This is a genomic window from Terrabacter sp. C0L_2, from assembly GCF_036352015.1.
Classification (GTDB): Bacteria; Actinomycetota; Actinomycetes; order Actinomycetales; family Dermatophilaceae; genus Terrabacter; species Terrabacter tumescens.
Genome location: NZ_CP143557.1, coordinates 3,091,702 through 3,115,607 on the forward strand (window position 1 = coordinate 3,091,702; position 23,906 = coordinate 3,115,607).

The 23,906-nt window shown below is 67.7% G+C and carries 17 protein-coding genes and 1 pseudogene; 13 read left to right on the forward strand and 5 right to left on the reverse strand.

The window, feature by feature from the left end; genetic code table 11:
• Positions 1-129: 129 nt before the first annotated feature.
• Positions 130-1,065 carry a hypothetical protein gene (locus U5C87_RS14110; RefSeq protein WP_330473169.1) on the forward strand — a complete coding sequence of 312 codons (936 nt, stop codon included), beginning with the start codon at positions 130-132 and terminating at the stop codon, positions 1,063-1,065.
• A gap of 7 nt (positions 1,066-1,072) precedes the next feature.
• On the opposite strand, the gene U5C87_RS14115 is transcribed toward U5C87_RS14110, so the two are convergent.
• Positions 1,073-2,116, reverse strand: coding sequence for a LysR family transcriptional regulator (locus U5C87_RS14115; protein WP_330473170.1), 1,044 nt, complete (start codon positions 2,114-2,116; stop codon positions 1,073-1,075).
• Between the two features lie 228 nt (positions 2,117-2,344).
• On the opposite strand from U5C87_RS14115, the gene U5C87_RS14120 reads away from it, so the two are divergent.
• From U5C87_RS14120 to U5C87_RS14130, 3 genes are all read left to right on the forward strand, one after another.
• Positions 2,345-3,145, forward strand: coding sequence for an alpha/beta hydrolase (locus U5C87_RS14120; RefSeq protein WP_330473171.1), 801 nt, complete (start codon positions 2,345-2,347; stop codon positions 3,143-3,145).
• A gap of 2 nt (positions 3,146-3,147) precedes the next feature.
• On the forward strand, positions 3,148-3,933 hold the full coding sequence (locus U5C87_RS14125; protein ID WP_330473172.1) for an oxidoreductase: 786 nt from the start codon (positions 3,148-3,150) through the stop codon (positions 3,931-3,933).
• Positions 3,934-4,246: 313 nt separating this feature from the next.
• Positions 4,247-5,734 (forward strand): discoidin domain-containing protein, encoded by a 1,488-nt coding sequence (locus U5C87_RS14130; protein ID WP_330473173.1) that lies wholly within the window; start codon positions 4,247-4,249, stop codon positions 5,732-5,734.
• Between the two features lie 143 nt (positions 5,735-5,877).
• Here U5C87_RS14130 and U5C87_RS14135 read toward each other — a convergent pair whose 3' ends face one another.
• On the reverse strand, positions 5,878-6,957 hold the full coding sequence (locus U5C87_RS14135) for a DUF3048 domain-containing protein (RefSeq protein ID WP_330473174.1): 1,080 nt from the start codon (positions 6,955-6,957) through the stop codon (positions 5,878-5,880).
• Between the two features lie 234 nt (positions 6,958-7,191).
• On the opposite strand from U5C87_RS14135, the gene U5C87_RS14140 reads away from it, so the two are divergent.
• Both U5C87_RS14140 and U5C87_RS14145 read left to right on the forward strand, forming a co-directional pair.
• Positions 7,192-7,665, forward strand: a complete 474-nt coding sequence (locus U5C87_RS14140) for a pyridoxamine 5'-phosphate oxidase family protein (RefSeq protein WP_330473175.1) — start codon at positions 7,192-7,194, stop codon at positions 7,663-7,665.
• 260 nt (positions 7,666-7,925) lie between these two features.
• Positions 7,926-8,708 (forward strand): alpha/beta fold hydrolase, encoded by a 783-nt coding sequence (locus tag U5C87_RS14145; RefSeq protein WP_330473176.1) that lies wholly within the window; start codon positions 7,926-7,928, stop codon positions 8,706-8,708.
• Between the two features lie 279 nt (positions 8,709-8,987).
• Here the strand turns inward: U5C87_RS14145 and U5C87_RS14150 are convergent, their stop codons facing one another.
• A complete protein-coding gene (locus tag U5C87_RS14150; protein ID WP_330473177.1) occupies positions 8,988-9,794 on the reverse strand; it encodes a hypothetical protein in 807 nt (268 codons plus the stop codon).
• A 303-nt stretch (positions 9,795-10,097) separates the two neighbouring features.
• Here U5C87_RS14150 and U5C87_RS14155 point away from each other — a divergent pair, with 303 nt between their 5' ends.
• From U5C87_RS14155 to U5C87_RS14175, 5 genes and pseudogenes are all read left to right on the forward strand, one after another.
• Complete coding sequence (locus tag U5C87_RS14155) at positions 10,098-11,117, forward strand: hypothetical protein (protein WP_330473178.1); 1,020 nt, start codon at positions 10,098-10,100, stop codon at positions 11,115-11,117.
• A gap of 2,268 nt (positions 11,118-13,385) precedes the next feature.
• The gene (locus tag U5C87_RS14160; protein WP_330473179.1) at positions 13,386-14,057 is read left to right on the forward strand and encodes an alpha/beta hydrolase; all 672 of its coding nucleotides are present in this window, start codon (positions 13,386-13,388) and stop codon (positions 14,055-14,057) included.
• Between the two features lie 526 nt (positions 14,058-14,583).
• Positions 14,584-15,841 (forward strand): annotated as a pseudogene (locus U5C87_RS14165) (IS256 family transposase).
• Between the two features lie 272 nt (positions 15,842-16,113).
• On the forward strand, positions 16,114-16,992 hold the full coding sequence (locus U5C87_RS14170; RefSeq protein ID WP_330473180.1) for a restriction endonuclease: 879 nt from the start codon (positions 16,114-16,116) through the stop codon (positions 16,990-16,992).
• 155 nt (positions 16,993-17,147) lie between these two features.
• A complete protein-coding gene (locus tag U5C87_RS14175) occupies positions 17,148-17,723 on the forward strand; it encodes a hypothetical protein (RefSeq protein WP_330473181.1) in 576 nt (191 codons plus the stop codon).
• A gap of 34 nt (positions 17,724-17,757) precedes the next feature.
• Here U5C87_RS14175 and U5C87_RS14180 read toward each other — a convergent pair whose 3' ends face one another.
• Positions 17,758-18,309: a phosphoribosyltransferase family protein gene (locus U5C87_RS14180; RefSeq protein ID WP_330473182.1), complete on the reverse strand. Its 552-nt coding sequence runs from the start codon at positions 18,307-18,309 to the stop codon at positions 17,758-17,760.
• Between the two features lie 355 nt (positions 18,310-18,664).
• On the opposite strand from U5C87_RS14180, the gene U5C87_RS14185 reads away from it, so the two are divergent.
• Together U5C87_RS14185 and U5C87_RS14190 are read left to right on the forward strand one after the other, a co-directional pair.
• Positions 18,665-20,482: an amino acid permease gene (locus U5C87_RS14185; RefSeq protein WP_330473183.1), complete on the forward strand. Its 1,818-nt coding sequence runs from the start codon at positions 18,665-18,667 to the stop codon at positions 20,480-20,482.
• Positions 20,483-20,485: 3 nt separating this feature from the next.
• Positions 20,486-21,385, forward strand: coding sequence for a universal stress protein (locus U5C87_RS14190; RefSeq protein WP_330473184.1), 900 nt, complete (start codon positions 20,486-20,488; stop codon positions 21,383-21,385).
• A gap of 25 nt (positions 21,386-21,410) precedes the next feature.
• Here U5C87_RS14190 and uvrA read toward each other — a convergent pair whose 3' ends face one another.
• A complete protein-coding gene (uvrA, locus tag U5C87_RS14195; protein WP_330473185.1) occupies positions 21,411-23,900 on the reverse strand; it encodes an excinuclease ABC subunit UvrA in 2,490 nt (829 codons plus the stop codon).
• Between the last annotated feature and the right edge of the window lie 6 nt (positions 23,901-23,906).

Genomic DNA, 23,906 nt, shown 5'->3' on the forward strand with positions numbered 1-23,906 from the left:
GCACCGCCCGGCCATCTTTCACAGGCGAGGTGACACGTCGGGCTTGCGGCAATCTTGCGGAAAGCCTGCGGACAACTGGCGCCTTCCGGACAATTGCACCGCAAGCCGTCCTCTGCCCCGGAGTCCCTCATGCGCCCCAGCACCCGCAGCGCCCGCGTCCTCGCCTCGCTGCTCGCCCTGACCGGGGCCACCGCGGTGGCCCTTGCCCTCGCGCCCGGGGCGGCCGCAGCCGCTTCGACCAAAGCCGCAGCGGCGCCCGCGTCGACCTCGACGACAGCGGGTGCGGACACCCGCGCGATGTGGGTGTGGGACACGAGCACCCCGGCGGCCACCGTCGACCTCGCGGTCGCCTCCGGTGTGGACCAGCTCTTCGTCGCCGTGCCGCCGAACGTCGCGAGCTCGCCCCAGCTGCCCGACCTGCGCACGCTCTCGCAGCTGGCCCGGGCGGCCGGCATCCGCGTCGACGCCCTCGGCGGCGACCCCGGCTGGGTCGACAACCCGAGCTGGGTCGTCACCTACTGGCTCAAGCCCGCTCGCAACACCGGGCTCTTCACCGGCATCCACGTCGACGTCGAGCCCTACACGACCTCGGCGTGGACCACGAGCCAGTCGACGGTCGTGGCAAAGTACCTGACCCTCCTCGACAAGCTCAAGGCCAACGCCGGCACGTCGCCCATCGAGGCCGACATCCCCTTCTGGTTCAACGAGATCCCCGCCCAGGCGAGCGGCGGCGGGGCCTCCACCCTGGACCGCGAGATCATGCGCCGCACCGCAGGCGTGACGGTGATGGCCTACCGCAACACGGCCACCGGCACCGACGGCACGCTCGACATCGCGGCTGCGGCGCTGGCCGCGGGCACGTCGCTCGGCAAGCCGGTGCGCATCGGGCAGGAGACGACCTACCTCGGCGACACGGCCGTCGACGTGAAGCAGACCTTCTTCGGGTGGTCGCGCGCCGCCATGGAGACCCAGCTCGCCGCGGTGAGTGTCGGAGCGTCGTCGTATGCGTCGTACGCCGGCATCGCGATCCACAGCGCGGCGGGGTATGCCGCCATGGCTCCCTGAGAGCCGGTCATCCGCCCCCTGGGGCGTGCTCGCGCCAGGCGGGGTCGTCGTCCGGCATCCACGCCGGAGCCCGAGCCGGGTCGCGAGAGGTGTCGAGCCAGGCGTGCTCGTCGGCCACGCCGAGGGCGACCTCGATGAGGCGGGTCGTCGCGGGGGCCGTGTCGTCGGTGCGCCACGCCAGGGACCACGGGTAGTAGGGCTGGATCTCCAGCGGCCACGACATCCTCATCCCGACCGCGACGTACTTCTCGGCGTAGCTGAGGAACTCGAGGTAGCGCACGTCGACCGGACCGCGCTGCACGTGCCCGACACAGAGGCTGAAGGCCCCGGGGGTGCCGAGCCACTGCATCTGCAGACCGAGTCGGTGCTCCAGAGCGGTGACGTACTGGCCGTGGGCGCTGTAGGTCCCGGAGTCCGGTGGGTCGGCGAAGACGTGCAGGGGTCGCTCGTGCAGCGAGGCGGCCGGGGCGTCGCCGTGCCGGGCGTCGCTCGTCGCGGGGTCGTCCGTCGGGGCCGTGCCGACCGAGTCGGGCACGTGACCCGGTGACTCGATGAGGACGAGTGGCTCCAGCCGGAGCAGCCGGTGGCGCCAGCCTGCAGGGTGGGCGAGCAGCATCCGCGGCGTGACCCGGAGGATGGCGACGTCCAGCCGGCCGTGCAGGAGGGCGTTGAGCTGCGTGATGCTGTCCATCGCGTGCTCTCGGAGGGGGATGTCCGGCTCGGCGCGGGTGAAGGCGTCGGCGACGATCCGGCTCGTGGAGAGCTCGAAGACGTGCGCGGTGCTGACACCTGGCTGTGCCGTGCGCTGGGTCATGCTCTCGGCGAGCGCGAGCAGGCGTCGGGAGTCCTCGAGGAACTGCTGGCCTCGAGCCGTCAGGGTGACGTGACGGCTGTCGCGCACGAGGAGGGTCTCGCCGAGCTGGTCCTCGAGCTTGCGGATCTGCCGTGAGAGGGCCGGCTGGCTCAGGTAGAGCTGCGCGGCGGCCCGACCGAAGTGCAGCTCGTCGGCGACCGCGACGAAGTAGCGCACCAGGCGAAGGTCCAGCTCCATCAGGTCTCCCTGCGGCGCGTCGTGGGTCAGTCGGGACCGTCGCCCGCCTGGGCTCTCCACGCTAGTGACCCGGCCCCTCGAGCGGAACTCCTCGTGGTTATCGATCGGTGCCCAAACGGTCTTGGACGCCGCGTCGGCAGGACCGCCAGCCTTGGGAGGTCGCCCCCCCTGCGACATCCGCGACACCACGGTCCGCTCCACCCGCGGGCCCCGGAGAAAGGCCACCCCATGAGCACACAGCAGCGTCCCGTCGTCTTCATCCACGGTCTCTGGCTCCACGCCACGAGCTGGGACCCGTGGGTCGAGCTCTTCCGCCAGGCAGGCTATGCGCCGAGCGCTCCGGGATGGCCGGGGGAGGCCGACACCGTCCAGGCGGCCCGCGAGCGGGCGGACGACGTCGCCGGCCTCGGCATCGACGACGTCACGGACCACTACGCGGCAATCATCGACGGACTTCCCGACGCGCCGGTCCTCGTCGGGCACTCGTTCGGAGGGCTCATCGCCGAGAAGCTGCTCGGTCAGGGCAAGGCCGCCGCGGCCGTCGCCATCGACCCGGCGCAGATCAAGGGAGTCCTGCCCCTGCCGCTCGCGCAGCTCCGTGCCGGGCTGCCCGCCCTCGGGAACCCGGCCAACCGCAACCGGGCGGTCTCCTTGACCGCCAAGGAGTTCCGCTTCGGGTTCGGCAACGCGGTCAGCGAGGAGGAGTCCGACGCGCTCTTCGAGAGGTGGACCATCCCGTCGCCGGCCAAGCCCCTCTTCCAGGCGGCTGCCGCCAACTTCTCGCTGCACTCCGAGGCCGCGGTCGACACCGACAACAGCACTCGCGGTCCGCTGCTGCTCGTCTCCGGGCTCGAGGACCACACGGTCCCGGACGTCGTGACGCGCTCGACCCTCAAGCAGTACCGCGGCTCGACAGCCGTGACGGAGCTGCACCAGTTCGAGGGCAGGGGGCACTCGCTCACCATCGACGCCGGGTGGACCGAGGTCGCCAAGGCCGTGCTGGGCTGGCTCGACGAGCACGGGCTCTGACCATGGACCTCGGTCTGGCCGGGAAGGTCGCCATCGTCACCGGAGCGAGCAAGGGCATCGGGCTCGCGATCACACGGGTGCTCGTCGACGAGGGGGCGTCGGTCGTCGCCGGCGCACGTGACGCGTCGGCCGAGCTCGACGCACTCAGTCGTTCGGGCAGTGTGACCTTCGTGGCCGCCGACCTCGGCGACCCGGACGGCGCGGCGCACGTCGTCGACGCGGCTGCCGGTCTGGGACGCCTCGACATCCTCGTCAACAACGTCGGGGCCGTGTCGCCGCGGCTGGACGGCTTCCTGGCGGTGACGGACGAGCAGTGGACCGCGTCGTACACGCTGAACCTCATGGCGGCGGTCCGCACGACGCGAGCTGCTTTGCCGCTCATGCTCGCTCGCGGTCGTGGCGCCATCGTGTCGACGTGCTCGGTCAACGCGACGCTGGCCGACCCCTCGGTCATCGACTACAGCGCGGCCAAGGCGGCGCTGCGCAGCTTCTCCAAGTCGCTCTCCAAGGAGCTCGGTCCGCAGGGCATCCGCGTCAACACCGTCAGCCCGGGTCCGGTCTCGACCGACCTGTGGCTCGGCAGCGACGGGGTCGCGGCCGCGGTGGCGGCGCGGCAGGGGAGTGACCCGTCGTCGGTGGCGGCAGCCGCGGCACGCGACTCGGTGACGGGCCGCTTCACCCATCCTGACGAGGTGGCCAGGCTCGTCGCCTTCCTCGCCAGCGACGTCGCCGGCAACATCACCGGGACCGACGTCACCATCGACGGTGGGCTCATCCCGACGACCTGAGCCAGGCACGCGCTGGGCGTGCCCACCCAGTCGGCGACACGGCATACGCGATGAACGACGCCCGCCGATCGGTCAGGTCCGGGCTTGTCCGGGTCCTTGTCCTGGCGAGACATGATCTGGGGCGCTCATTGACGCCTCGTGGTGTCGCGAGCAGAGTCGCGCAGGTCACCGCGTCACGTCGCTCACGTGACGGTGCTTGACGTAGGCCGTCCCGAACAGCCTCTCGCTGCATGGCTTTTCGGAAGTGGCTCCCTGCAACCAAGGAAGGGCCGTGCTCATGCCTGACGAAAGAGATCGGACGCCTGGATCCACGGTGGACAGACGCCGTTTCCTCACGGGAGCGGCAGCGGCAGCCGCCACTGCACCTGCCGTCCTTGCCGCGCCGGATGCCCGTGCCGCGACCTCTGGTGACAGCCGTTCGTCGGGGCGCACCCCGGGTCAGTGGCCCCAGACGGACGTCAGCTTCCCGATAGGCCCGTTCGAGAAGTACTCGGGCAATCCCATCCTGCGCCCCGACCCCACGCACGACTGGGAGTCGGCGTTCCTCTACAACCCGTGCGCCACGGTCGTCGGCGGCCGCGTCGCCATGCTCTACCGCGCGCAGAACGCCGCCAAGGTCTCGAGCATCGGCCTCGCCTGGAGCCGCGACGGCTACACCTTCGAACGGCGCCCCGAGCCGGTGCTCGTCCCCACCGAGCCGTACGAGACTCCCGGCGGCTGCGAGGACCCACGCGTGGTCCACGTCGGCGACACGTACTACCTGACCTACACCGGCTACGACGGCAAGCACGCGCTGCTGTGCCTGGCCACGTCCAAGGACCTCGTCAACTGGACCAAGCACGGCCCGCTGTTCCCGGACTTCCGCGACTTCGGCCACCTCTCCCGTGCTCCTTGGAGCAAGTCGGGCGCCATCCTCGCGACACCCATCGACGGCTGGTACTGGATGTACTTCGGCGAGTCCTGGATCTACTGGGCGCGCTCCCGAGACCTCATCAACTGGGAGATCGCCGACACCGGCCCGACTCCGCCTGGCCCCGTGGCTCGAGTCGACGACGTCACGTTCGACCCGATCACCGCACGATACGTGCGCCTGCTCGGCGTCACTCCGCTGACGGCATACGGCTACTCCGTCTACGAGATGGAGGTCCGTAACGGAGCGTCGGGCGCCAACCTCGCACGAGGGAAGTCGGCCACCGCGTCGTCGCAGAGCCTGCCGGCCACGAATGCCGTCGACGGTGACTACTCCACTCGCTGGGCGGTGTCCGCGGGCGACCGCGGTCGTGCGGACTCGTGGCTGTCGGTGGACCTCGGACAGAGCACGACCGTGGACCGGGTAGCCGTCTACTGGGAGGCAGCCACGGCTCTGGTCTACCGGGTGCAGACCTCCTCGGACGGCACGCGGTGGACCGATGTCGCGACGTATGACGTCTCCACCCAGGACGACGGTGTGGTCGCGCGGCCGGTCTTCGACTTCGAGGACCAGCGGCTGGAGCCGGGCCCGCCGCCCATCCTCACCCGAGACGGCAAGATCCTGCTCGTCTACAACGGCCAGACGACCGGGGCCGGTGGCTATGCGAAGAACTCGTACTCGAGTGGCCAGATGCTCATCGATCCTGCGAACCCGAAGGTCGCGCTCGCCCGTCTCGAACGGCCCTTCATCGCGCCGTCGACGGGCGACGAGCAGAACGGTCAGGTCAACAACGTCGTCTTCAGCGAGGGTCTCGTCGAGTTCCGCGGCACCTACTTCCTGTACTTCGGGATGGCTGACTCAGTCCTGGGAGTGGCAACCTGGAAGCCCTGAGTGCGATCGGGCGACCTTGCGTCAGACCCGCATCGTGGTGCGACGCAGGTTCTGCACGCGCGGCTCGCAGCCTTGGCGTTGAGAACGGGCAGGTATGCCGGCCCATCCAGTTCCCAGGCCGCTCACCTGAGCTGGGCGCAGGCTCAGCGGATCGTCACGCTGGCTCCGGCAGCGGGCATCTCGACCCACGTGTTGCCCGGGGGGAGGAGCAGCGGCTGGCCACTGTCGGTGCGCAGCACGAACGTGCCGTCGACGGGCCCCTTCGACCAGGTGCCCGCGACGGAGTGCCCGCCGGCAAGTGCCACGAGTCGGCCTGATCCGTTGGTGAGCTCGAGGATCGGCACGGGGGCCCCCGAGCCGGTGCCGATCTTTCCCACCGACGAGGGGACCTTCAGCACCAGCACGTTGGTCGCGCTGACCCGGACGCCGTCCAGCGTCACGTGAGGACCCCAGGGCTCGGACCTCAGGTACCGCTTGCGCGCGGCGTCGTACGTCCAGGTCATGGTGAAGTCAGCGCCGTACGGCACCACCGCCGAGGTCCCCGCCCCGACGGCACTCGACGCGGAGGCCGAGGCCAGGTCAGCGGCATACGAGAAGTACGGAGCTGGCGGCTCGGTGAGCTTCGAGAGCGCCAGGAGGATCCGGGGCTTCGCGAAGACGTGATCGGGTTGTGGCCGGCTGCGGTTCAGGACGTAGGCGCCTGAGCCGGGGACGCGCAGCGTGCCGAGGTCGTCCAGGTGGCCGACCGAGTCGACGTAGCGGACGACCCATGGGGCGCCCATCGTGTTGCCGAACACGGGCTCCAGGGGCGAGAGCAGGGGCGCGTCCGGAGGCCGCACCGAGCGCACGGGTCCTACCAGGTCCGGGAGCTGGGAGTGGAAGACGGCGAGAAGTCGGGTGTAGGCGACACCGATCGGCTCCGTGAAGACGATGTCGGCCTTGTCGACACCGATCTGGGGGTGAGCCTGACGCACGTCCGAGATCTTGATCGCCACCGCGGGGTGGTCGAGGCTCATCCCTCTGGTCACCGGGAGGCCGGTGAGAGGCGCCGTCGGGAGCGTCGTCGTGGTGGGCGAGGGCGAGGTGGTCGTCGGGATCGGCGTAGCGGCGGGGGTCGGGCCCTGGCCTCGGCCGGCGACGAAGATGGCGACGGCGGCAGCGACCAGCGCGACCAGCACGACGATGGCGCCGACCATCACGCGGCGCTTCTGACTCCCGACCATCGCGCACCTTCCCGCCGGCTGCCTGCGCCACCAGTGTCGGCAAGCGAAACGCGGGTCGGACAGGGCCGAAGGACCCGGCTTCGGTGCGCACCCGGCGTACATACCTTGTGTTTGTGCGCCGCGCTGGGACTGTGCCCTGTTGCGCGTAAAGTCACTGCCGCTTCGCTGCGTTATGACGCACGTTCTGTGTGCGCCTCGCCGGCGTAGCGGTCGATCTCGTGTGACCATCTCTGGGTGAACGAAATCGTCGTGCGCGCTCGGAAGTTGCTCGAGGAGAACCAGTACCTCACGCTTGCGACTTCAGACACGAGCGGCAGGCCTTGGTCCTCGACCGTCTGGTACACCGCGTGGCAGCGGTCCCGGTCAGGGGAGATGCTGGCGGTCGAGTTCATCTGGCTGTCGAGGCCAGAGGCGCTGCACTCGCGGAATCTGCTGCAGCGACCCGAGGTAGGCATCAGCATCTTCAACAGCGCCCAGCCTGCTGGGACCGGTGACGGGCTCCAGTTCGCAGCTCGTGCCGAGCCTGTCCCGTCAGCGCTCTTGGACGAAGTCGCTGACGTGTTCTCCGAGGCTTCCTTGGCGGCCGGTGGCGGGGCCTGGACTCGCGCCCAAGTCGAAGAGCCAGCACTTCCACGCCTCTACCTCGCGCGGACTGAATCGGCGTACCTCCTCGGCAACGGGGCCAGGGTCGAGATTCCTCTTCCGTGAGAAACCGCGTTCAGGCAGCCCGGCAACGCGTTGGTCTCCCTCGGAACGTCATGCACGCTAGACCTGTCGTTGCCGCTGCGTCCGCAGGCGGCGATGTGACACAGCTCGGATGACGGTTTGACTGATGTACCGGCCGCGCGCTTGGGACGGCTCCGGCCGGTCCGGCCGGGGTGGTGGGCTGCGCCTCGATGCCAGCGGTCCTCACCATGGGCGCGACTGCCTCAACAACGCCGGGATCCGCCTGAGATAGCGTCGTTGGAATGACGCTCAATTGCATTCGTCGGGGACGCGGCCGACCGCTGTTGCTCGTGCACGGTCTGGGCGCGGGATGGAGGTCGTGGGCTCCGATCATCGAGCAACTTGCGGAGCACCGGGAGGTCTTCGCTGTCGACCTGCCGGGATTTGGTGACACGCCGCCGTCGACCGGTGAGGTCTCTATCGCATCCCTGTCCGACTCCGTCGCGGACTTCATCCGCGAACAGGGCTTGGACGGGGTCGCGACGGCCGGCCAGTCAATGGGCGGACGGATTGTGCTCGAGCTTGCTCGGCGGGGAGTCGGCGGCGACACCGTGGCATTGGACCCAGGAGGTTTCTGGAGCGACCGCGAACTTGCCGTGTTCGGCGCCACGCTGCGGCCTTCGATCGCTTTGGTCCGAGCGCTCCGCGGCATGTTGCCCTCATTGCTCGGCACGCCCGCGGGGCGGACGTTGCTGTTGGCACAGTTGTCGGCGCGACCGTGGGCGCTTTCGCGCGAGACCTGCTCGCCGGACGTGGCCGGGCTGGCCGACGCCCCGTCGACGGGCGCCGCGATGGACGCCCTGACGAAAGGGCCTAAGCAACAAGGCGCCCCTGCGGGCACCGTGCCTGGCCGGGTCACGATCGGATGGGGGCGGCGTGATCTGGTGACTCTCCCGAAACAGGCCGCACGTGCCACGGAGCTGTTTCCCGATGCCGAGTTGCACTGGTTCGAGCGGTGCGGTCACTTTCCGCAATGGGATGCACCGGACGAAGCGACCCGACTGATCCTGGAGAACACCGACTGAGGTTCGCGCCTGCCCCGACCGACAGCAGCACAGGTCTCGCCCTGAAGGGTCGAGACTGCGTCGGGCTGCGATCGCGGCGACGTTCGCGAGAATCCATGGCCCGCAGCTCGGGTGCGCCGACTGGCGGCGATATGACTCACCTCGACCCTGCCGGAGCAATGGTGCAACGCATCGCCAAGCGGGGGGAGCAGGTTCTGATTTCGGCTAGAGCGGTGCCTCATCCTGGGCGCTGATCCGGGCGCCAGCATGCTCGACATCGCTTGCCTGCAGCGCGAGTGCTCAGCGCAACGGAAGCCGGTTATAGTCAATGCGCTTTCGGAGATTCGCAGGGCGATTAATGAACCCGCGCGACTCCCCACGCGGCGCCCGAGGTTCTGCAGGTGCAAGGTCCAGCGGGCTCGGAGTCGCCAAGATGAGGGAGTCCCGCTCCTGCACCGACCAGCCGAGACTCCGATAGAACCGGCCCAATTGAGCGTCGTCCGTTGCCAAGGGCACCCCTGTGATGTGGGACGTTGCTGCCACCAACATGTCGTTCATGGTGTTTCGCTTCGTCCCCTTGACGTGGAGCTTCGCGTCGACGAAGCGATCAGCGAGAGCTGCCGCTTGCGCAGCGATTTCGTCATCCAGCGGAATCACACCGTTGATCTCCCGGCGAAGGAACTCCCACTTGCCGAGGACTGGCTTCAACATCCGTCGATGGAGCCCACGGGAGGCGTAGACACGGAGCAATCCGTCGTAACCACATTCGTGCGCGGCTGCCACCGCAACGTGTCCAAGTTCGAGCGACTCAGGCTGAAGACGGGATCTCGGCACGACCAAGCGATCGGTCTGCTTGGAGACTGGCCGCTTTTTTGCGTGTTCGGACATCCAACGCACAAGCAGTTCCGGGGGCATACCGCGGCCAGGACCATGCACCCGTTCGTCGAGTGCCGGCAGCGCGTACCGGTAGGCCCCTTCGCTGTCCGGCTTCTGCATCCCGAGAAGTTCCTGCGCTGATACCGAGGAAGTGAACAGTGGGCCAAGATGACTTGCAGCGTGCTCCTGGACCCAATCTGGTGACAGCAGGTTGGTGTCAAGCAAGAGCATGCGCTCGAGGGTAGAGGATGCGTAGGGAAAGCCGTGCGTGCCTCTGGCACGGTCCTAGAAGCCCGTTCCTACCAAGGACGCTGGCGGCGAAGAGACGCACTTGCATCGGGGCCTACCTATCGAGCTGCGGCGGTTCGTCGATTTCCATGTCGGCTGCACACAATGAGCCCGGTCCGTAGATGGGCACGATGGGCGGATTCTCGATGGCGATGGCGGTCGGTGGAGACTGCCTGCCGCGCGAGAACAGGTAGTGGCCCGGCGCGCCTTGTGGCCAGCGTCCAGCGGATGTTGGAGCCTTGGCGGGTGCCTGACGAAGTGCAGGGAACTGGTGGGAGCCCAGGATTGACTGCGCCGCCGGAAAAGCTGTCGGCCTTCTTGGCGAGAATTTTGGAGCAGCTCTCCTTGAGCGCTTGGCTTCCCGCGGCGTACCTCACTGTGTCGCTTGCTGTGATGTATGAGCTGGGGCGGCAAGCAGACCTCGATGTGGGTACGGCAGTCGTCGCTCTGACCTCAGACCCGGTGACCCTGCTCGTCGTTACCATTCCCATTGTCGTCCTGGCTACCTTGGTGACCCAGTCGTTTTCCTTTGAGGCGATCCGCGCACTCGAGGGCTACTGGCAGCGTCGCTGGCTACTGGGGTGGCTTCACCATGGGTTGATCCGCTGCAGGACGAAGCACAAGAACTCACTTCGCACTCGATTCCGCTCCGCTCGCGAGGCAGCCTTCGCCTCTGCCCGCGGCCCTATGCTCCTCGACCAGCGACCAAGAGAGGTCGTAGACGCCATCGAAGCAGACCTACTCGAACTTAAGCGTGACGACCTAGATGCCAAATCCGAGCGGATTCGAGCCAACACCGCATGGAGGAACTACGGAGACCCCGTGCTCGTCTCGAAGTTCGACCGGCTGCGAGTTGCACTTCTTGAGTACCCCGAGGACGGACTCGTGATGCCGACGAAGCTCGGCAATGTACTCCGCGCGACTGAGAGCAGACTCCAGAATGCCAGCGGGGACGTTGGCACATTCGCAATGCGGAGAAGAAGGTTCGTCGACTCTCGTATTCAGCTGCAGCATGACCAATTCCGAACACGGCTGGACATGTACTGCACTCTGGTCTTCGTAGCCATGGCGCTCGCTGCGGCCTGGCCGGCGCTTACGTGGAACGTGCCCCATGGCTTCGCCGCTGAGTTGGCGCTCTGGCTGATCGCACCGGTGGCTAACCTGCTGCTCGCGTTCGCGGCTTATCGTGCCGCGATAGCGAGTGCACGGGGGTACTGCACAATCTTGCGAGTCATGGATCAGTCTGACCAGATTGCCGCGAACTAGTAGCGGCTTCCGTCCCCCGGTGCCCCACGTACGAGCTCGACGCGGCAGTCGGGGCACTTGGATGGCAACTCTCGGTTGTACCCCTTACCGCAGACCGGGCAGTGCGCTGACGCCATGCTCGTCACTTCCCCCGGGGTCCGATCGTCAGTCACCCCATAAATGTGCTCTGCATGCGGCTAGCCGTCAAGACTTGTCCGCTCGCCCAGCGCTACTTGCACCAACTCACGCGCGGTCTTGGGCGTCGGAAACCAGACCCTCCGATCTTGACGGGAAGTACGCGGCGGAATGACGTATCCGGCGCGCTCTGCAACCCAAGCCGGAATGGGCTGGACCTCCCGACACCAGACGAGCGTCACTGTGTACAGTCGCGGCCGGTCCACGCGGATGGTAGGGAGTCTGTATGAGAGGTTTTAGGCCCACAAGTAGGCGCACGCACGAGCGCCACGGGGCGTGTTCTCTTTGTGGGCTAGTTACTGAATTGACCGATACCCACGTCCCGCCCAAGTCAGCGTTCAACGACCGACCTGCTCAGCGCGGCGTCTTGTCGGAGGACGATCGTCTCGTCTTTGATCGTGCTCGAGACGGTGGCTTCAGGCTCTGGGGCCATTGCGAGTCCTGTCGGCGCCAGACCTCCCCGTGGGACGACGAGTACCTCAAGTGGGTTGTCCAGGTGGTCCACCCCATCCTGCGCTCAGATCATCTCGGATTGCGTAGCGGCCTGGCGGGCGAACTCCAGGACGTTCGGCCGGGTCGATTCATCAGGGCCGCGGCTGCGGGCATGACCGCACTCGCTGAGGGCTTGTTGACGACTCATCGCGAGTTCGTCGATGCTGTGCGGACCGGGCAGCCTTGGTCGCCCGTCGGCTCAATGCGTTTCCTGTTGGGGGTTACTCCAAGCGTGCAACGCCCCGGGCTGGAAGGCGGCCATCAAGGTGTCACCGTGTTGACGAACGGGAGTACCGAGCCGACCATCTCCGCTGCGGTTCACTTCCCGCCTTTTAGCATCCTCTTGGCCGAGGAAGAACTTGTGAGCCGCCTCCCGCACGCCGATTGCACTGCTTGGCTAACAATGGGCGTGGACGAGTCTCATACTCGTTTCCCGGTCGAACTGCCTGCTGTGCAAACGAGGGGGGCCATGCTCACATCCACTGGAGCCTTCCAGGGTGCAGCCATCTGACGCCGCGTAGCCCTCGTCAGAGAGGCGCGTGCGCTGAGTCCTCGCCGCCGCGATGGGAAGTCCAATGCGATCGCGCCGCAACGCGGCGGAGGGACGCGCCCGAACCGATCTGAACACGGCCAGTCACAATGCGCCACTTGTCTTCTCTCGGTGCTTAATCGGTGTAGGCATCGGCGGGAGCAGTGCGAGGCCTCCATCCGTTGGCTCGAGGTTGGCCCCGAAGTACCCGTTGAGGGCTGCCAGCTAGGACCAGGAGGGCCTCCATCTCAGTTCGATCGAGTTCGCGCAGCATTACGCGTCCGTTCACGGCCCCTGATCGCTCAAGGGGGCTACCGCCCTTGTGGTCGTGAATGCGGAACGGTGGGTCTACGACCTCGAAAGGCTGGAGCCACAGCTCCCGGTCTCCGGGGGGTCCTGTGACTCTGGAGATCACGCAGTATCCGACGACCGCCTGCAAATTCGTCTGGTACGCGATGACGACATCCCCCGGGGAGACTTCACTTGCCAAGTAGGTGGACACTTCGGGCGATCGGGTGGATTTGTCCCCTCCCCACTGCACCGGACCCTTCTTGTTGAAAACCATCCCTCGCCAGTCGCCCCAGTATCCGGCGGGGCCACCCTCGATATTGCACTTGTACAGCCAGTACCGCATGGATGCCCCCTAGCCTGTGAGCGACCGGCGACCTTCTGGCCGCCGGTTCACCGACGCATTATCGCACTGCTGTCTCGAGTCTCGCCCTGTCTTCGGCAGTAGCTCCGCCTCCCCGCAAGCTAGGGGGCGACCCGACTGGCTCACCGTTGGGCAACAGCAGTCGCCGAGGAGCGAACGAAAAGTTGTCCCGCCTTTCCTGCACTCGCGGCGGAGAGACGCATCACCTCCGGAGGTGCCGAACAGCGGCATACGGTGATCGCTGCTTGGTGAACGCGAGTCGACGTTCACCCGCTTGATCTTCCGCCGGTGATCCCGGCGGCCGCAGGGCCCAGCAACTGGCGTTCATGCCGATGACGAGTGCGGGGGTCGATGAGGCGAAGGCGTCGACCTGTCCTTGGCTGAGTGCCATCGTGGGTTGGGCAACGACAGAGGAGTCAGGATGGCATACGTTCTTATTCCAGGCGCCGGCGGCCGCGCGTGGTACTGGCACCTTGTCGCGGCCCGGCTCACCGCCGATGGGGAAGAAGCGATTCCCGTCGAGCTGCCCGCCGACGACGACACCAAGGGTCTGTCGGACTATGCGCAGGCGGTCGTTGACGTCGTTGGCCCGGTGCGGCATGTCGTTATCGTCGCGGCCTCGCTTGGAGCCTTCACCGCGCCATTGGTGGTGGACGCACTGCGGGCGGTTGCGGTCGTTCTCGTCAACCCGATGATCCCTCGACCCGGCGAGACGCCGGGCGCCTGGTGGGCGAATACCGGCGCTGTCGAAGCTCGGACCCTCAACGCCTCACGGCTGGGCTACCCGGCTGAGTTCGATCCCGGAAGCTACCTGTTCCATGATGTGCCGCCGCAGGTTCTGGCCAGCGTCACACCCAAAGGCGAGCAGTCGCAGCGGCCCTTCCGGGACCCGTGCGCTTTCTCGTCCTGGCCCGAGGACGTCACTGTCATCGCGGGACGAGACGACCGCTTCTTTCCGGTGGAGTTCCAGCAGCAATTGGCCCGAGAACGACTTGGGCTCGAACCTGTCATCGTCCCCGGCGGCCATCTTGTCGCGCTGAGTTACCCCGGTGAGCTCGCGACCGCCATCCTGGCTGCGACCCAGGGGCTGTAAGCAACGAGATCTTCCGGAAGTTGGGTCCATCAGGTGGCGGGAACGTGGGCCGGTAAGTAGCCGCTTCGCAGATGGCTGTGTGCCCACGGGGAGAATTCGCTGTCGGTCACTTTGGTGGGTTGAGGAAGTTCTGGGTTCCCACTTTCACCCTCGTGCCGTCAGCACGTGGTGCTGGCAGAGCTATGAGGGCACCCCTGTGGCGGGCGCGATCATTGACGCAGGGTTGGACGGCGAGCTAGTTCAGGCTGCAGAACCGGACGCTTACTTGCACGTTCTCTAGAGGCTGAGGCGCTGCGCGCCCATGACGCGGCGGAAGGACGCAGGCGAGTGGGCTGCTGTCAGCGCAGGTCGTCCGGCGAGGAATTCGCCGACTGCTTATCGCTCACCACGGCTAGCCTTTGTGCGAGTTGAGTCCATAGCGTTGGTGTACGACGATCCCGGTGAGCGTGTCCTGCTGATGTAGGTGCGGTCACCGCTGTGATCCTTCGAGTGATCTCTCACAACCGACTCGAAGAAGGACACGACGATGACCGCGAACCCCATTATTGACCCCGACGGCTTCCTGCACGAGCAGCTCGCCCAGGCCGGCCCTGACTTGATGCGGGAGCTGCTGACCACGTTCATCAACGCCCTGCTGTCCGCGCAGGCCGACAGCGTGTGCGGCGCCGACTACGGCACCCGCTCGGCGGACCGGGTCAACAGCCGCAACGGGTACCGCCACCGCGACCTCGACACCCGCGCCGGCACCCTCGACATCGCCGTGCCGAAGCTGCGCGAGGGGTCCTTCTTCCCGGAGTGGCTGCTCGAGCGGCACCGCCGCGCCGAGGCGGCCCTGACGACGGTGGTCGCGACCTGTTACCTGCTCGGGGTGTCGACCCGCCGGATGGACAAGCTGGTGCGGTCCTTGGGGATCACGGGCCTGTCCAAGTCGCAGGTGTCGGTGATGGCCAAGGACCTCGACGAGCAGGTCGCCGCGTTCCGCACCCGCCCGTTGAATGACGGGCCGTACACCTTCGTCGCGGCCGACGCGTTGACGATGAAGGTCCGCGAGGCCGGCCGGGTGGTCAAGGTCGCGGTGATGGTGGCGACCGGGGTGAACGCCGACGGTTACCGTGAGGTCCTCGGGATCCACACCGCTACAACAGAATCCGGCCCCGGCTGGCTGGGCTTCTTCCTGACCTGACCGCCCGCGGGCTGTCCGGGGTCGCCCTCGTCACCTCGGATGCGCACGCTGGCCTCGTCGAGGCGATCGGGGCGACCCTGCCCTCCGCGTCCTGGCAACGGTGCCGCACCCACTACGCCGCGAACCTGATGTCGGTGACCCCGAAGTCCCAGTGGGGGTGGGTCCGGGCGCTGCTGCACAGCGTGTACGACCAACCCGACGCCGAGGCCGTCCACGCCCAGTTCGACCGGGTCCTGGAGGGCCTGTACGAGAAGCTCCCCGCCGTGGCCGAGCACCTCGAGCTGGCCCGCGCCGACATCCTCGCGTTCACCGTCTTCCCGAAGGAGATCTGGCGTCAGATCTGGTCGAACAACCCGAACGAGCGGCTCAACCGGGAGATCCGCCGCCGCACCGACGTCGTGGGCATCTTCCCCAACCGCGAAGCGGTCATCCGGCTCGTCGGGCCGTCCTGGCCGAGCAGCACGACGAGTGGGCCGAGCAACGCCGCTACCTCGGCATCGACGCGCTCAAGAACGCCCGCACCGTCGTGACCGACCGCACCACAAGGGACCAGCCGAAGGAGGTGGAGGCCGAACTGATCGCCGGCACGATCAACCTCTAACCGAACAACCCCGACGGATCACCGTCGTACACCACCCATCGGGACTTGACCGCAATGTGCGCCCTCAACCATGAAGCGACCCTCAAGACTGCGGCCTCGCTTCCACTCAGCTGCGCACGCCCATCGGCAATCTCGGCACGGCGCTGCTCACCTGTCTTGCTGCCCGGGTTGAATGTGCCGATTCCACCCGCCCTCATGTCACGACCGTGTCACCAACCTCATGAGCCGCAACAACTAGTGCTCGATGGAAGTTGGTTCGATAGCTTAGGCCGATGAGCAGCGACCGGATCGCCATCTTCGAGGAGCGCGAACTTTCGAATTACGATGACGGCGAGATCCCCGATGGAGACCTCGGCCAGGCGCTGCAGCAAATCGGAGGACCCGCCCGGACCCTCACGGCCGAGGCGATCACGGCGATCGCCACGCGGAAGTGCCGGTTCTGTCGAGGTGAGCTCGACCAACTCGAACACTGGTACGACGGCACTTTGCTTCTATGTCGAGAGTGCGGCTATTGGGCAGGCAGAGGTACGCGCGTGGGGGGTCCAGCGGGCAATCGGGTCGTCCGGGGCGTCGTAGATTTCATCGATCCAGATGAAGCGACCCTCAATCAACTCGTGCGCAGCATGGCGTCCATGCCGGATCGACTGCGCGGTCTGAACCCGTTCAGGGCGGAGAAGCTCATGATGGACCTACTTAGCGAAACCTTCGATTGCGAGGTTAGGCCCGTCGGGGGTCGTCGTGACGGGGGCGTAGACGGATATGTTCTGGCCAGCGACGGCACGCGAACCATCGTCCAGGTCAAGTGGCGGGAGACAGGCAACAGGGGTGAGTCTGTGTCGGTCGTGCGGGAGTTGGCCGGAACGATGATCGCGCGCGGAGAGCCGTCGGCCCTCTTGGTGACAACGAGAAACTGGATGTCAAAACCAGCCCAGGCAGAGATGAGCGTGGTTGGTCAACGGGAGGTGTTGGGGCTCGGCAAGCTTCAAATCGACGCGCTCGTTTATCAAGACATAATCGACATGCTCCAACTCGCGTGGACTAGACGTGGAGGAGACTTTGAGTCGGTCACACCCTGGCTGCGACTCGGCTCTGACGATGAGGACGCCGCTCGCGCCAACCGAGATTGGGTTTTTGACGTCGGCCCTCATTAGCTGGAGCTTGAAGAGAATGCTCCATCCGCTACCAAGCGGCGAGCTTAAGCGGTGGGGACGACGGTAGGCCCAAGTCACACGCTTGGCGGCGGTGTGACGCACGCTGTTGCGCCCGGCGTGGGAGGTCTGTCGGTGCGCCAAGTAATCATCTGCCTATGGACGGAATGGCCATTGAGTGGGTGGGGGCAGCGGCCCTAGCGGTTCTGACTGGGTGGCAGGGGTACCTCTTCGGTGGCCGCCAGGAGCGACACAAAGAGCGGCGAGCACGGGACTTGACTGTCGCCACCGAGCTGGTCGCTCCCTTAAGGGAGCTACAGCGGCTGCTCCGCTGGTTCGGGCGCGAGAAGACGAGTAAGGACGAGGTGGCCAGCGCATTTCTGGCGTGGTCAGCTGCCTTCGACAAACACGGGCATCGTCTTCCCCGTCAATGGCAGCACGTGGATCGCAGCGTCAGGGCTGCAGCGGGAACCGTTTTCGGTGGTATCTCGCTTGTCCACATCCGTCCGGAGAGCAACCGCATGGATCTTGGCGAGCCTGACGCCATGTGGCAGGACTATGCCGACGACTACCTCGGCTACGTAGCAAGGTGCATCTTGAACTGGGGGGACACGGCTCGAGATGTGCCCAAAGTGGTGGCGAACTACGACGTGTGGCTGGTGCAAACAGAACGCCGGGAGCCGTTCGGACAGAATAGGTCTGGTTCAGGCGACCATGCATCGCATGAGGGCTAACTCGCCACTGCGTCCGGCACGCGGCGGATAGACGCTAGAGATCTCGCAGGTGGAGAAGGCTGCGAACGTCGTACTTGCGCCGGTGCGCGGAGTCCTCGAGGCCGTCGACGATGACCGCGGCGCCGAGCCACGAGGCGCCAGCCTGCACGGTTAGTTGATGGCAGGCAATCATCTGCCCGCCAGTGTCAACCCAGTCATCGACGAACAGGACGCGGTCGCTGCCGCGGACCTGGGACTTCCGGACCGCCATCAGCATGTTTCGATCGCGGTAGTCCGGAATCGTTCGCTGTGTAAACCACTCGTCCGTATGACTGGTTCGGTCCGGCTCTTTGCGGACCTGCGCGGTGCCGATCCCAAGATGTACCGCCGTCAAGGCTGCGAGCGCCATTCCCTTCGACTCGGTGCCCATCACCACTGTCGGCTGAGCGTCATGCAGAGCGGCCAGTGCCGGTCCGAGGTGCGCGACGATGGTCGCGGATGCGAACCATCCAGAGTCGTCGGCGTAGTAAGCGCGCGACTCGGGCCACACGGGCGGGTCCGAGCGCCAGCGGAACGCCGTGATGAGTTCGCGCCGGAGATCGTCCACTGGGACAGCATGCCGAGTTGGCCGTCATGGTTCCTGCATTTGTGACTGTGGCGGTCACACATCTGCCGCACGCTTGGCGGCGGTGTGACGCGTCTTCGCGTAGCGGGATTGGCTCGTCCCGCTTCGATGGGTGAACGACCAGGTGCGTGGTGGGCGCGCACCTTTGCTCCGTGCTTGTCGGGCTGAGGGAGGGCCGAGCCGACGCGACCCCTGCGTGGACAGGGGACCCGACCGCTACTACTTTCGGAGGATCGTCGGGAGGGAGTTCACCCCTTTCGAGCCGATCGAGAGGGATGCGTTATGTCTCGTCAAGTGCCGACCCAGAGCCCGTCCACCTCCCACGGGGAGGCCTGAGATGTCTGGCGGCGGTCCGGAGCTGAAGAAGGCCCTCAACCAGCGCCAGCTGACGATGATCGCCATGGGCGGTGTGATCGGCGCGGGCCTGTTCGTCGGGTCGGGGACCGTCATCAAGGCCACCGGTCCGGGAGCCTTCCTCACCTACGCGCTCTGCGGCGTCCTCATCATCATGGTGATGCGGATGCTTGCCGAGATGGCGGTGGCCAACCCGTCGACCGGCTCGTTCGCCGACTACTCCCGCAAGGCTCTGGGCGACTGGGCGGGCTTCTCGGTCGGTTGGCTCTACTGGTACTTCTGGGTCATCGTCGTCGGCTTCGAGGCCGTGGCGGGGGCCAAGGTCCTCAACTTCTGGCTGCCCGACGTGCCGACCTGGGTGCTGAGCCTCGTGCTCATGCTCCTCATGACCGGCACCAACCTCATCTCGGTGTCGTCGTTCGGCGAGTTCGAGTTCTGGTTCGCCGGCATCAAGGTCGGCGCGATCATCGTCTTCCTCGTCTGCGGCGGCCTCTTCGTCTTCGGCATCTGGCCCAACGCCGACCTCGACTTCAGCAACCTCACGGCGCACGGCGGCTTCTTCCCGAACGGCGGACTCGCCGTCACCGCAGGCGTGGTCACGGTCATCTTCTCCATGGTCGGCGCCGAGATCGCGACGATCGCGGCCGCCGAGTCGAACGACCCCGAGCGCGCCGTGAGCAAGGCCGCCAACTCGGTCATCACCCGCATCGCGATCTTCTTCGTCGGCTCGATCTTCCTCCTCGCCGTCATCCTGCCGTGGAACTCCTCGACGCTCGAGGCCTCGCCCTACGTCGCGGCGTTCCAGGAGATGGGGATCCCGTACGCCGACCACGTGATGAACGCCGTCGTCCTGACCGCCGTCCTGTCGTGCCTCAACTCCGGCCTCTACACGGCCTCGCGCATGCTCTTCGTCCTCGCCGCCCGCCGCGAGGCTCCGGCCTCGATGGTGTCGGTCAACTCGCGTGGCGTGCCGATGGTCGCGATCCTCGCGTCGTCGGTCGTCGGCTTCCTGGCCGTCATCATGGCGGCGGTCTCGCCCGACACGGTGTTCTCGTTCCTGCTCAACTCCTCCGGCGCCGTCATCCTCTTCGTCTACCTGCTCATCGCCATCTCGCAGATCATCCTGCGCCGTCGCGCCGACCCCTCGACGCTCAAGGTGAAGATGTGGCTCTTCCCGACGCTGTCGGTCATCACGACCCTCGGCATCGTGCTCGTGCTCATCCAGATGGGCCTGACGGCCGACGTCCGCATCCAGCTCGTGCTGAGCCTCGTCTCGTTCGGCATCGTGCTGATCCTCTTCTTCATCAACCGGGCCCGCATCGCGCGCCTGCCCGCCCGCGTCGCTCCCGAGCACACCGGCGAGGCCCGCCGCGTGCTCGTCCTCGCCAACCAGACCCTCGAGTCCGACGAGCTCATCTCCGAGCTGCAGCGCATCGACGCCCAGGGCGCGGCGACCTACTACGTCTGCGTGCCGGCCAGTCCGGTCGAGACCGGCACCGCCGCGACCCACGGAGCCGTGTCCGTCAAGGACGCGACGACCGAGGCCGCGCAACGCCGGCTCGAGCGCACGCTCGAGACACTGACCGCCCACCAGCTCGACGCCACCGGCACCGTCGGCGACCAGCGGCCGCTGCGGGCCCTACGTGCCGCGGTGCAGGAGTTCGACCCCGACCAGATCGTCATCGTGACCCTCCCTGCGGCAGAGTCGATCTGGCAGAGGTTCGAGGTGGTGGACCGCGCCGCGGAGCTCGGCCTCCCGGTGACCCACGTCGAGGCGGCCTCGCTCGTCGGTGCGGTCTGAGCCATGCCGATCGTCGTCGCCTACACGGAGGGGGACAGCGGCACCTCCGCGCTCGAGCTCGCGAGCGTGCTTTCCCGCTCGACCGGTGAGCCGCTCGTCGTCGCCGTCGTCGTCACGACCCCGCACGCCGCCGGCGCGCCCGAGTTCGTCGACGGCGACTACCTCGCGCCGCTGACGCAGTGGGCCGAGACGGTGCTCGACTCCGCCCGAGAACGTATGCCGTCCGGTGTCGTCGCGTCGTACGAGGTCCACCGCGCGTCGTCCATCCCCGGGGGACTCCTCGAGCTCGCCTCCCGCGTCAAGGCGTCCGCGCTCGTCATCGGCTCGTCGAGCAAGGGCCCGCTCGGTCGGATCTCGCTCGGCAGCGTCACCGACCGGCTCGTCCACTCCGCGCCGCTGCCCGTCGTGCTCGCCCCGCTCGGCTTCCGCGCAGGACCGTCGGCGCGGATCCGCCGGGTCAGCATCGGCTACGGCGGCTCGAAGGACGGGGGCCACGTCGCGGTCGCCGGCGCGCGACTGGCCGAGTCGCTCGGCGCCGCGACGCGGGTCGTCACCTTCGCGGTGCGTCCGCCGAAGCGCTTCTTCGGCGGCGTCGAGGAGTCCGCCGACGAGCTCGTCATCGACCGCTGGGTGACGCGGATGAAGGACGCCCTGACGAAGCAGGTGCAGCAGCTCGACCCCGGCCGGCTCGCCGACCGCCTGTCGCGCTCGCTCGTCGTCGGCGACGGCGTGTCGTGGGCGCACGCGATCTGGGACGTAGAGTGGGTCGACGGCGACCTGCTCGTCGTGGGCCCGAGCTCGTCGGCACCTGCCGCTCGGATCTTCCTCGGGTCACGCGCCTCGAAGATCGTCCGGTCGGCGCCCGTGCCGGTCTACCTCGTGCCGGCGCCCCGCCGTCACTGACCCTCGTCGCCGCGCACTCCGGCCGTCACCGACCTCCGGCCCGCGCCGCCAGACGCTTGGCGAGGTGCGGCGCGGTCACGCTGCCCTCGGCTGCGGCGACCTGCTCGGGCGTGCCTGCCGCGACGACGCGGCCGCCCTCGTCGTCGCCGCCCGGGCCCAGGTCGATGACCCAGTCGGCGCTGGCGATCGTGTCGAGGTGGTGCTCGACGAGCACGACGGTGTTGCCGGCGTCGACGAGCGCATGGAGCTGCCGGAGCAGCAGCGCGACGTCGGCCGCGTGCAGTCCCGACGTCGGCTCGTCGAGGAGGTAGAGCGCGTGCCCGCGCCGGGCCCGCTGCAGCTCGGTCGCGAGCTTGATCCGCTGCGCCTCACCGCCGCTCAGCTCCGTCGCGGGCTGGCCGAGGCGCAGGTAGCCGAGGCCGACCTCGCGCAGCGTCAGCAGGCTGCGCGAGGCGGCCGGCACGTCCGCGAGGAAGTCGGCCGCCTCGTCGACGGTGAGGCCGAGCACGTCGGCGATCGACTTGCCGTCGTAGGTGATCTCGAGCGTCTCGGCGTTGTAGCGCGCGCCGTGGCACGTCGGGCACGGCGCGTAGGTGCCGGGCAGGAAGAGCAGCTCGACCGAGACGAACCCCTCGCCCTGGCACGTCTCGCAGCGGCCCTCGGCGACGTTGAAGGAGAAGCGCCCAGGTCCGTAGCCGCGCTCACGCGCCTCGGGCGTGGCGGCATACAGCCTCCGCACCGCGTCGAACAGGCCGGTGTAGGTCGCGAGGTTCGAGCGCGGCGTGCGCCCGATCGGGCGCTGGTCGACCCGCACGAGCCGGTCGAACGACTCGAGCCCGGTCGCGTCGTCCACGTCGATCTCGAGCTCGGTCTCCTCGGCGTCGTCGGGTGCCTGGCCGAGGTGGCGGCGCACGAGCTCCGCGAGCACCTGCGTCACGAGCGTCGACTTGCCCGACCCGGAGACGCCGGTCACGGCGGTGAGGACGCACAGCGGCACGTCGACCGAGAGCCCGTCGAGGTTGTGCCGGCTCACGCCACGCAGGTGCAGCCAGCCCTGCGGCGTGCGCCCGTGCGGCTGCATCACCTCGGCGCGGCCGAAGAGGTGAGCGCTGGTGACCGACTCCGCGACCTGCTCCAGGCCCTCGACCGGGCCGGAGTAGAGCACGTCGCCGCCCTGCTCGCCGGCGCCCGGACCGATGTCGACGACCCAGTCGGCGCGGCGCACGATGTCGAGGTCGTGCTCGACGACGAAGAGCGAGTTGCCCGAGCGCTTCAACGCATCGAGGACGTCGAGCAGCGGCTCGGCGTCGGCCGGGTGCAGGCCTGCCGACGGCTCGTCGAGCACGTAGACGACGCCGAAGAGCCCCGAGCGCAGCTGCGTGGCGATGCGCAGGCGCTGCGCCTCGCCGGGGGAGAGCGTCGTCGACCGGCGCCCCAGCGCGAGGTAGCCGAGACCGAGGTCGAGCAGCACCGCGATGCGCTCGACGAGGTCGGCACAGAGGCGCACCGCCACCTCTGTGGCCTCGCCCGACGTGGCCGACGACGTCGCCGCGCCGGCCTCGGTGAGCTCCGCGACCGGACGCAGGTGCGCCGACAGGTCGGTGAACGACAGCGCGTTCGCCTCGGCGATGCTGAGCCCCCGGAAGGTGACGGTGAGCGCGTCCGCGCGCAGCCCCGTGCCGCCGCACGCCGGGCACCGCGTGGTGCGGACGAAGCGCAGCGCCTTGTCGCGCATCATCTGGCTCTTGGTGTCGGCGAGCGTGTGGCGGATGTGCTTGCGGGCGCTCCAGAAGGTGCCGTAGTAGTCGCGGCCCGTCGAGTCGTCGGGCTCGCCCTTGCGGTCGATGAGCACGCGCGGCTGCTCGTCTGTGTAGAGCAGCCAGTCGCGGTCCTTCTTCGGCAGGTCGCGCCACGGCACGTCGATGTCGATCCCGACCGTGCGCGCGACCAGCACGAGGTTCTTGCCCTGCCAGGCACCCGGCCACGCCGCGATGGCGCCCTCGCGGACGGTGAGCGACGGGTCCGGCACCATGAGGTCCTCGGCCACGTCGTGCGCCTCGCCGAGGCCGTGGCACTCGGGGCACGCACCGGCAGCAGTGTTGGGGGAGAAGGCTTCCGCCTCGAGCCGTTGCATGCCGTCGGGATAGCTCCCGGCCCGGGAGTAGAGCATGCGCAGCAGGTTCGACAGGGTCGTCAGGGTGCCGACGGTCGAGCGCGAGCTCGGGGCGCCGCGACGCTGCTGGAGGGCCACGGCCGGGGGCAGCCCGGTCACCTCCTGCACGTGCGGCGCGCCGACCTGCTGGAGCAGCCGTCGGGCGTAGGGCGCGACCGACTCGAAGTAGCGGCGCTGCGCCTCGGCGTAGAGGGTCCCGAAGGCGAGCGAGGACTTGCCCGAGCCGGAGACGCCGGTGAACGCGACCATCGCATCTCGCGGCAGGTCGACGTCCACCGTCTTGAGGTTGTGCTCCGCGGCGCCGCGGACGTGGACGAAGTGGTCGATCGGGTCGCTGTGCACCTGACC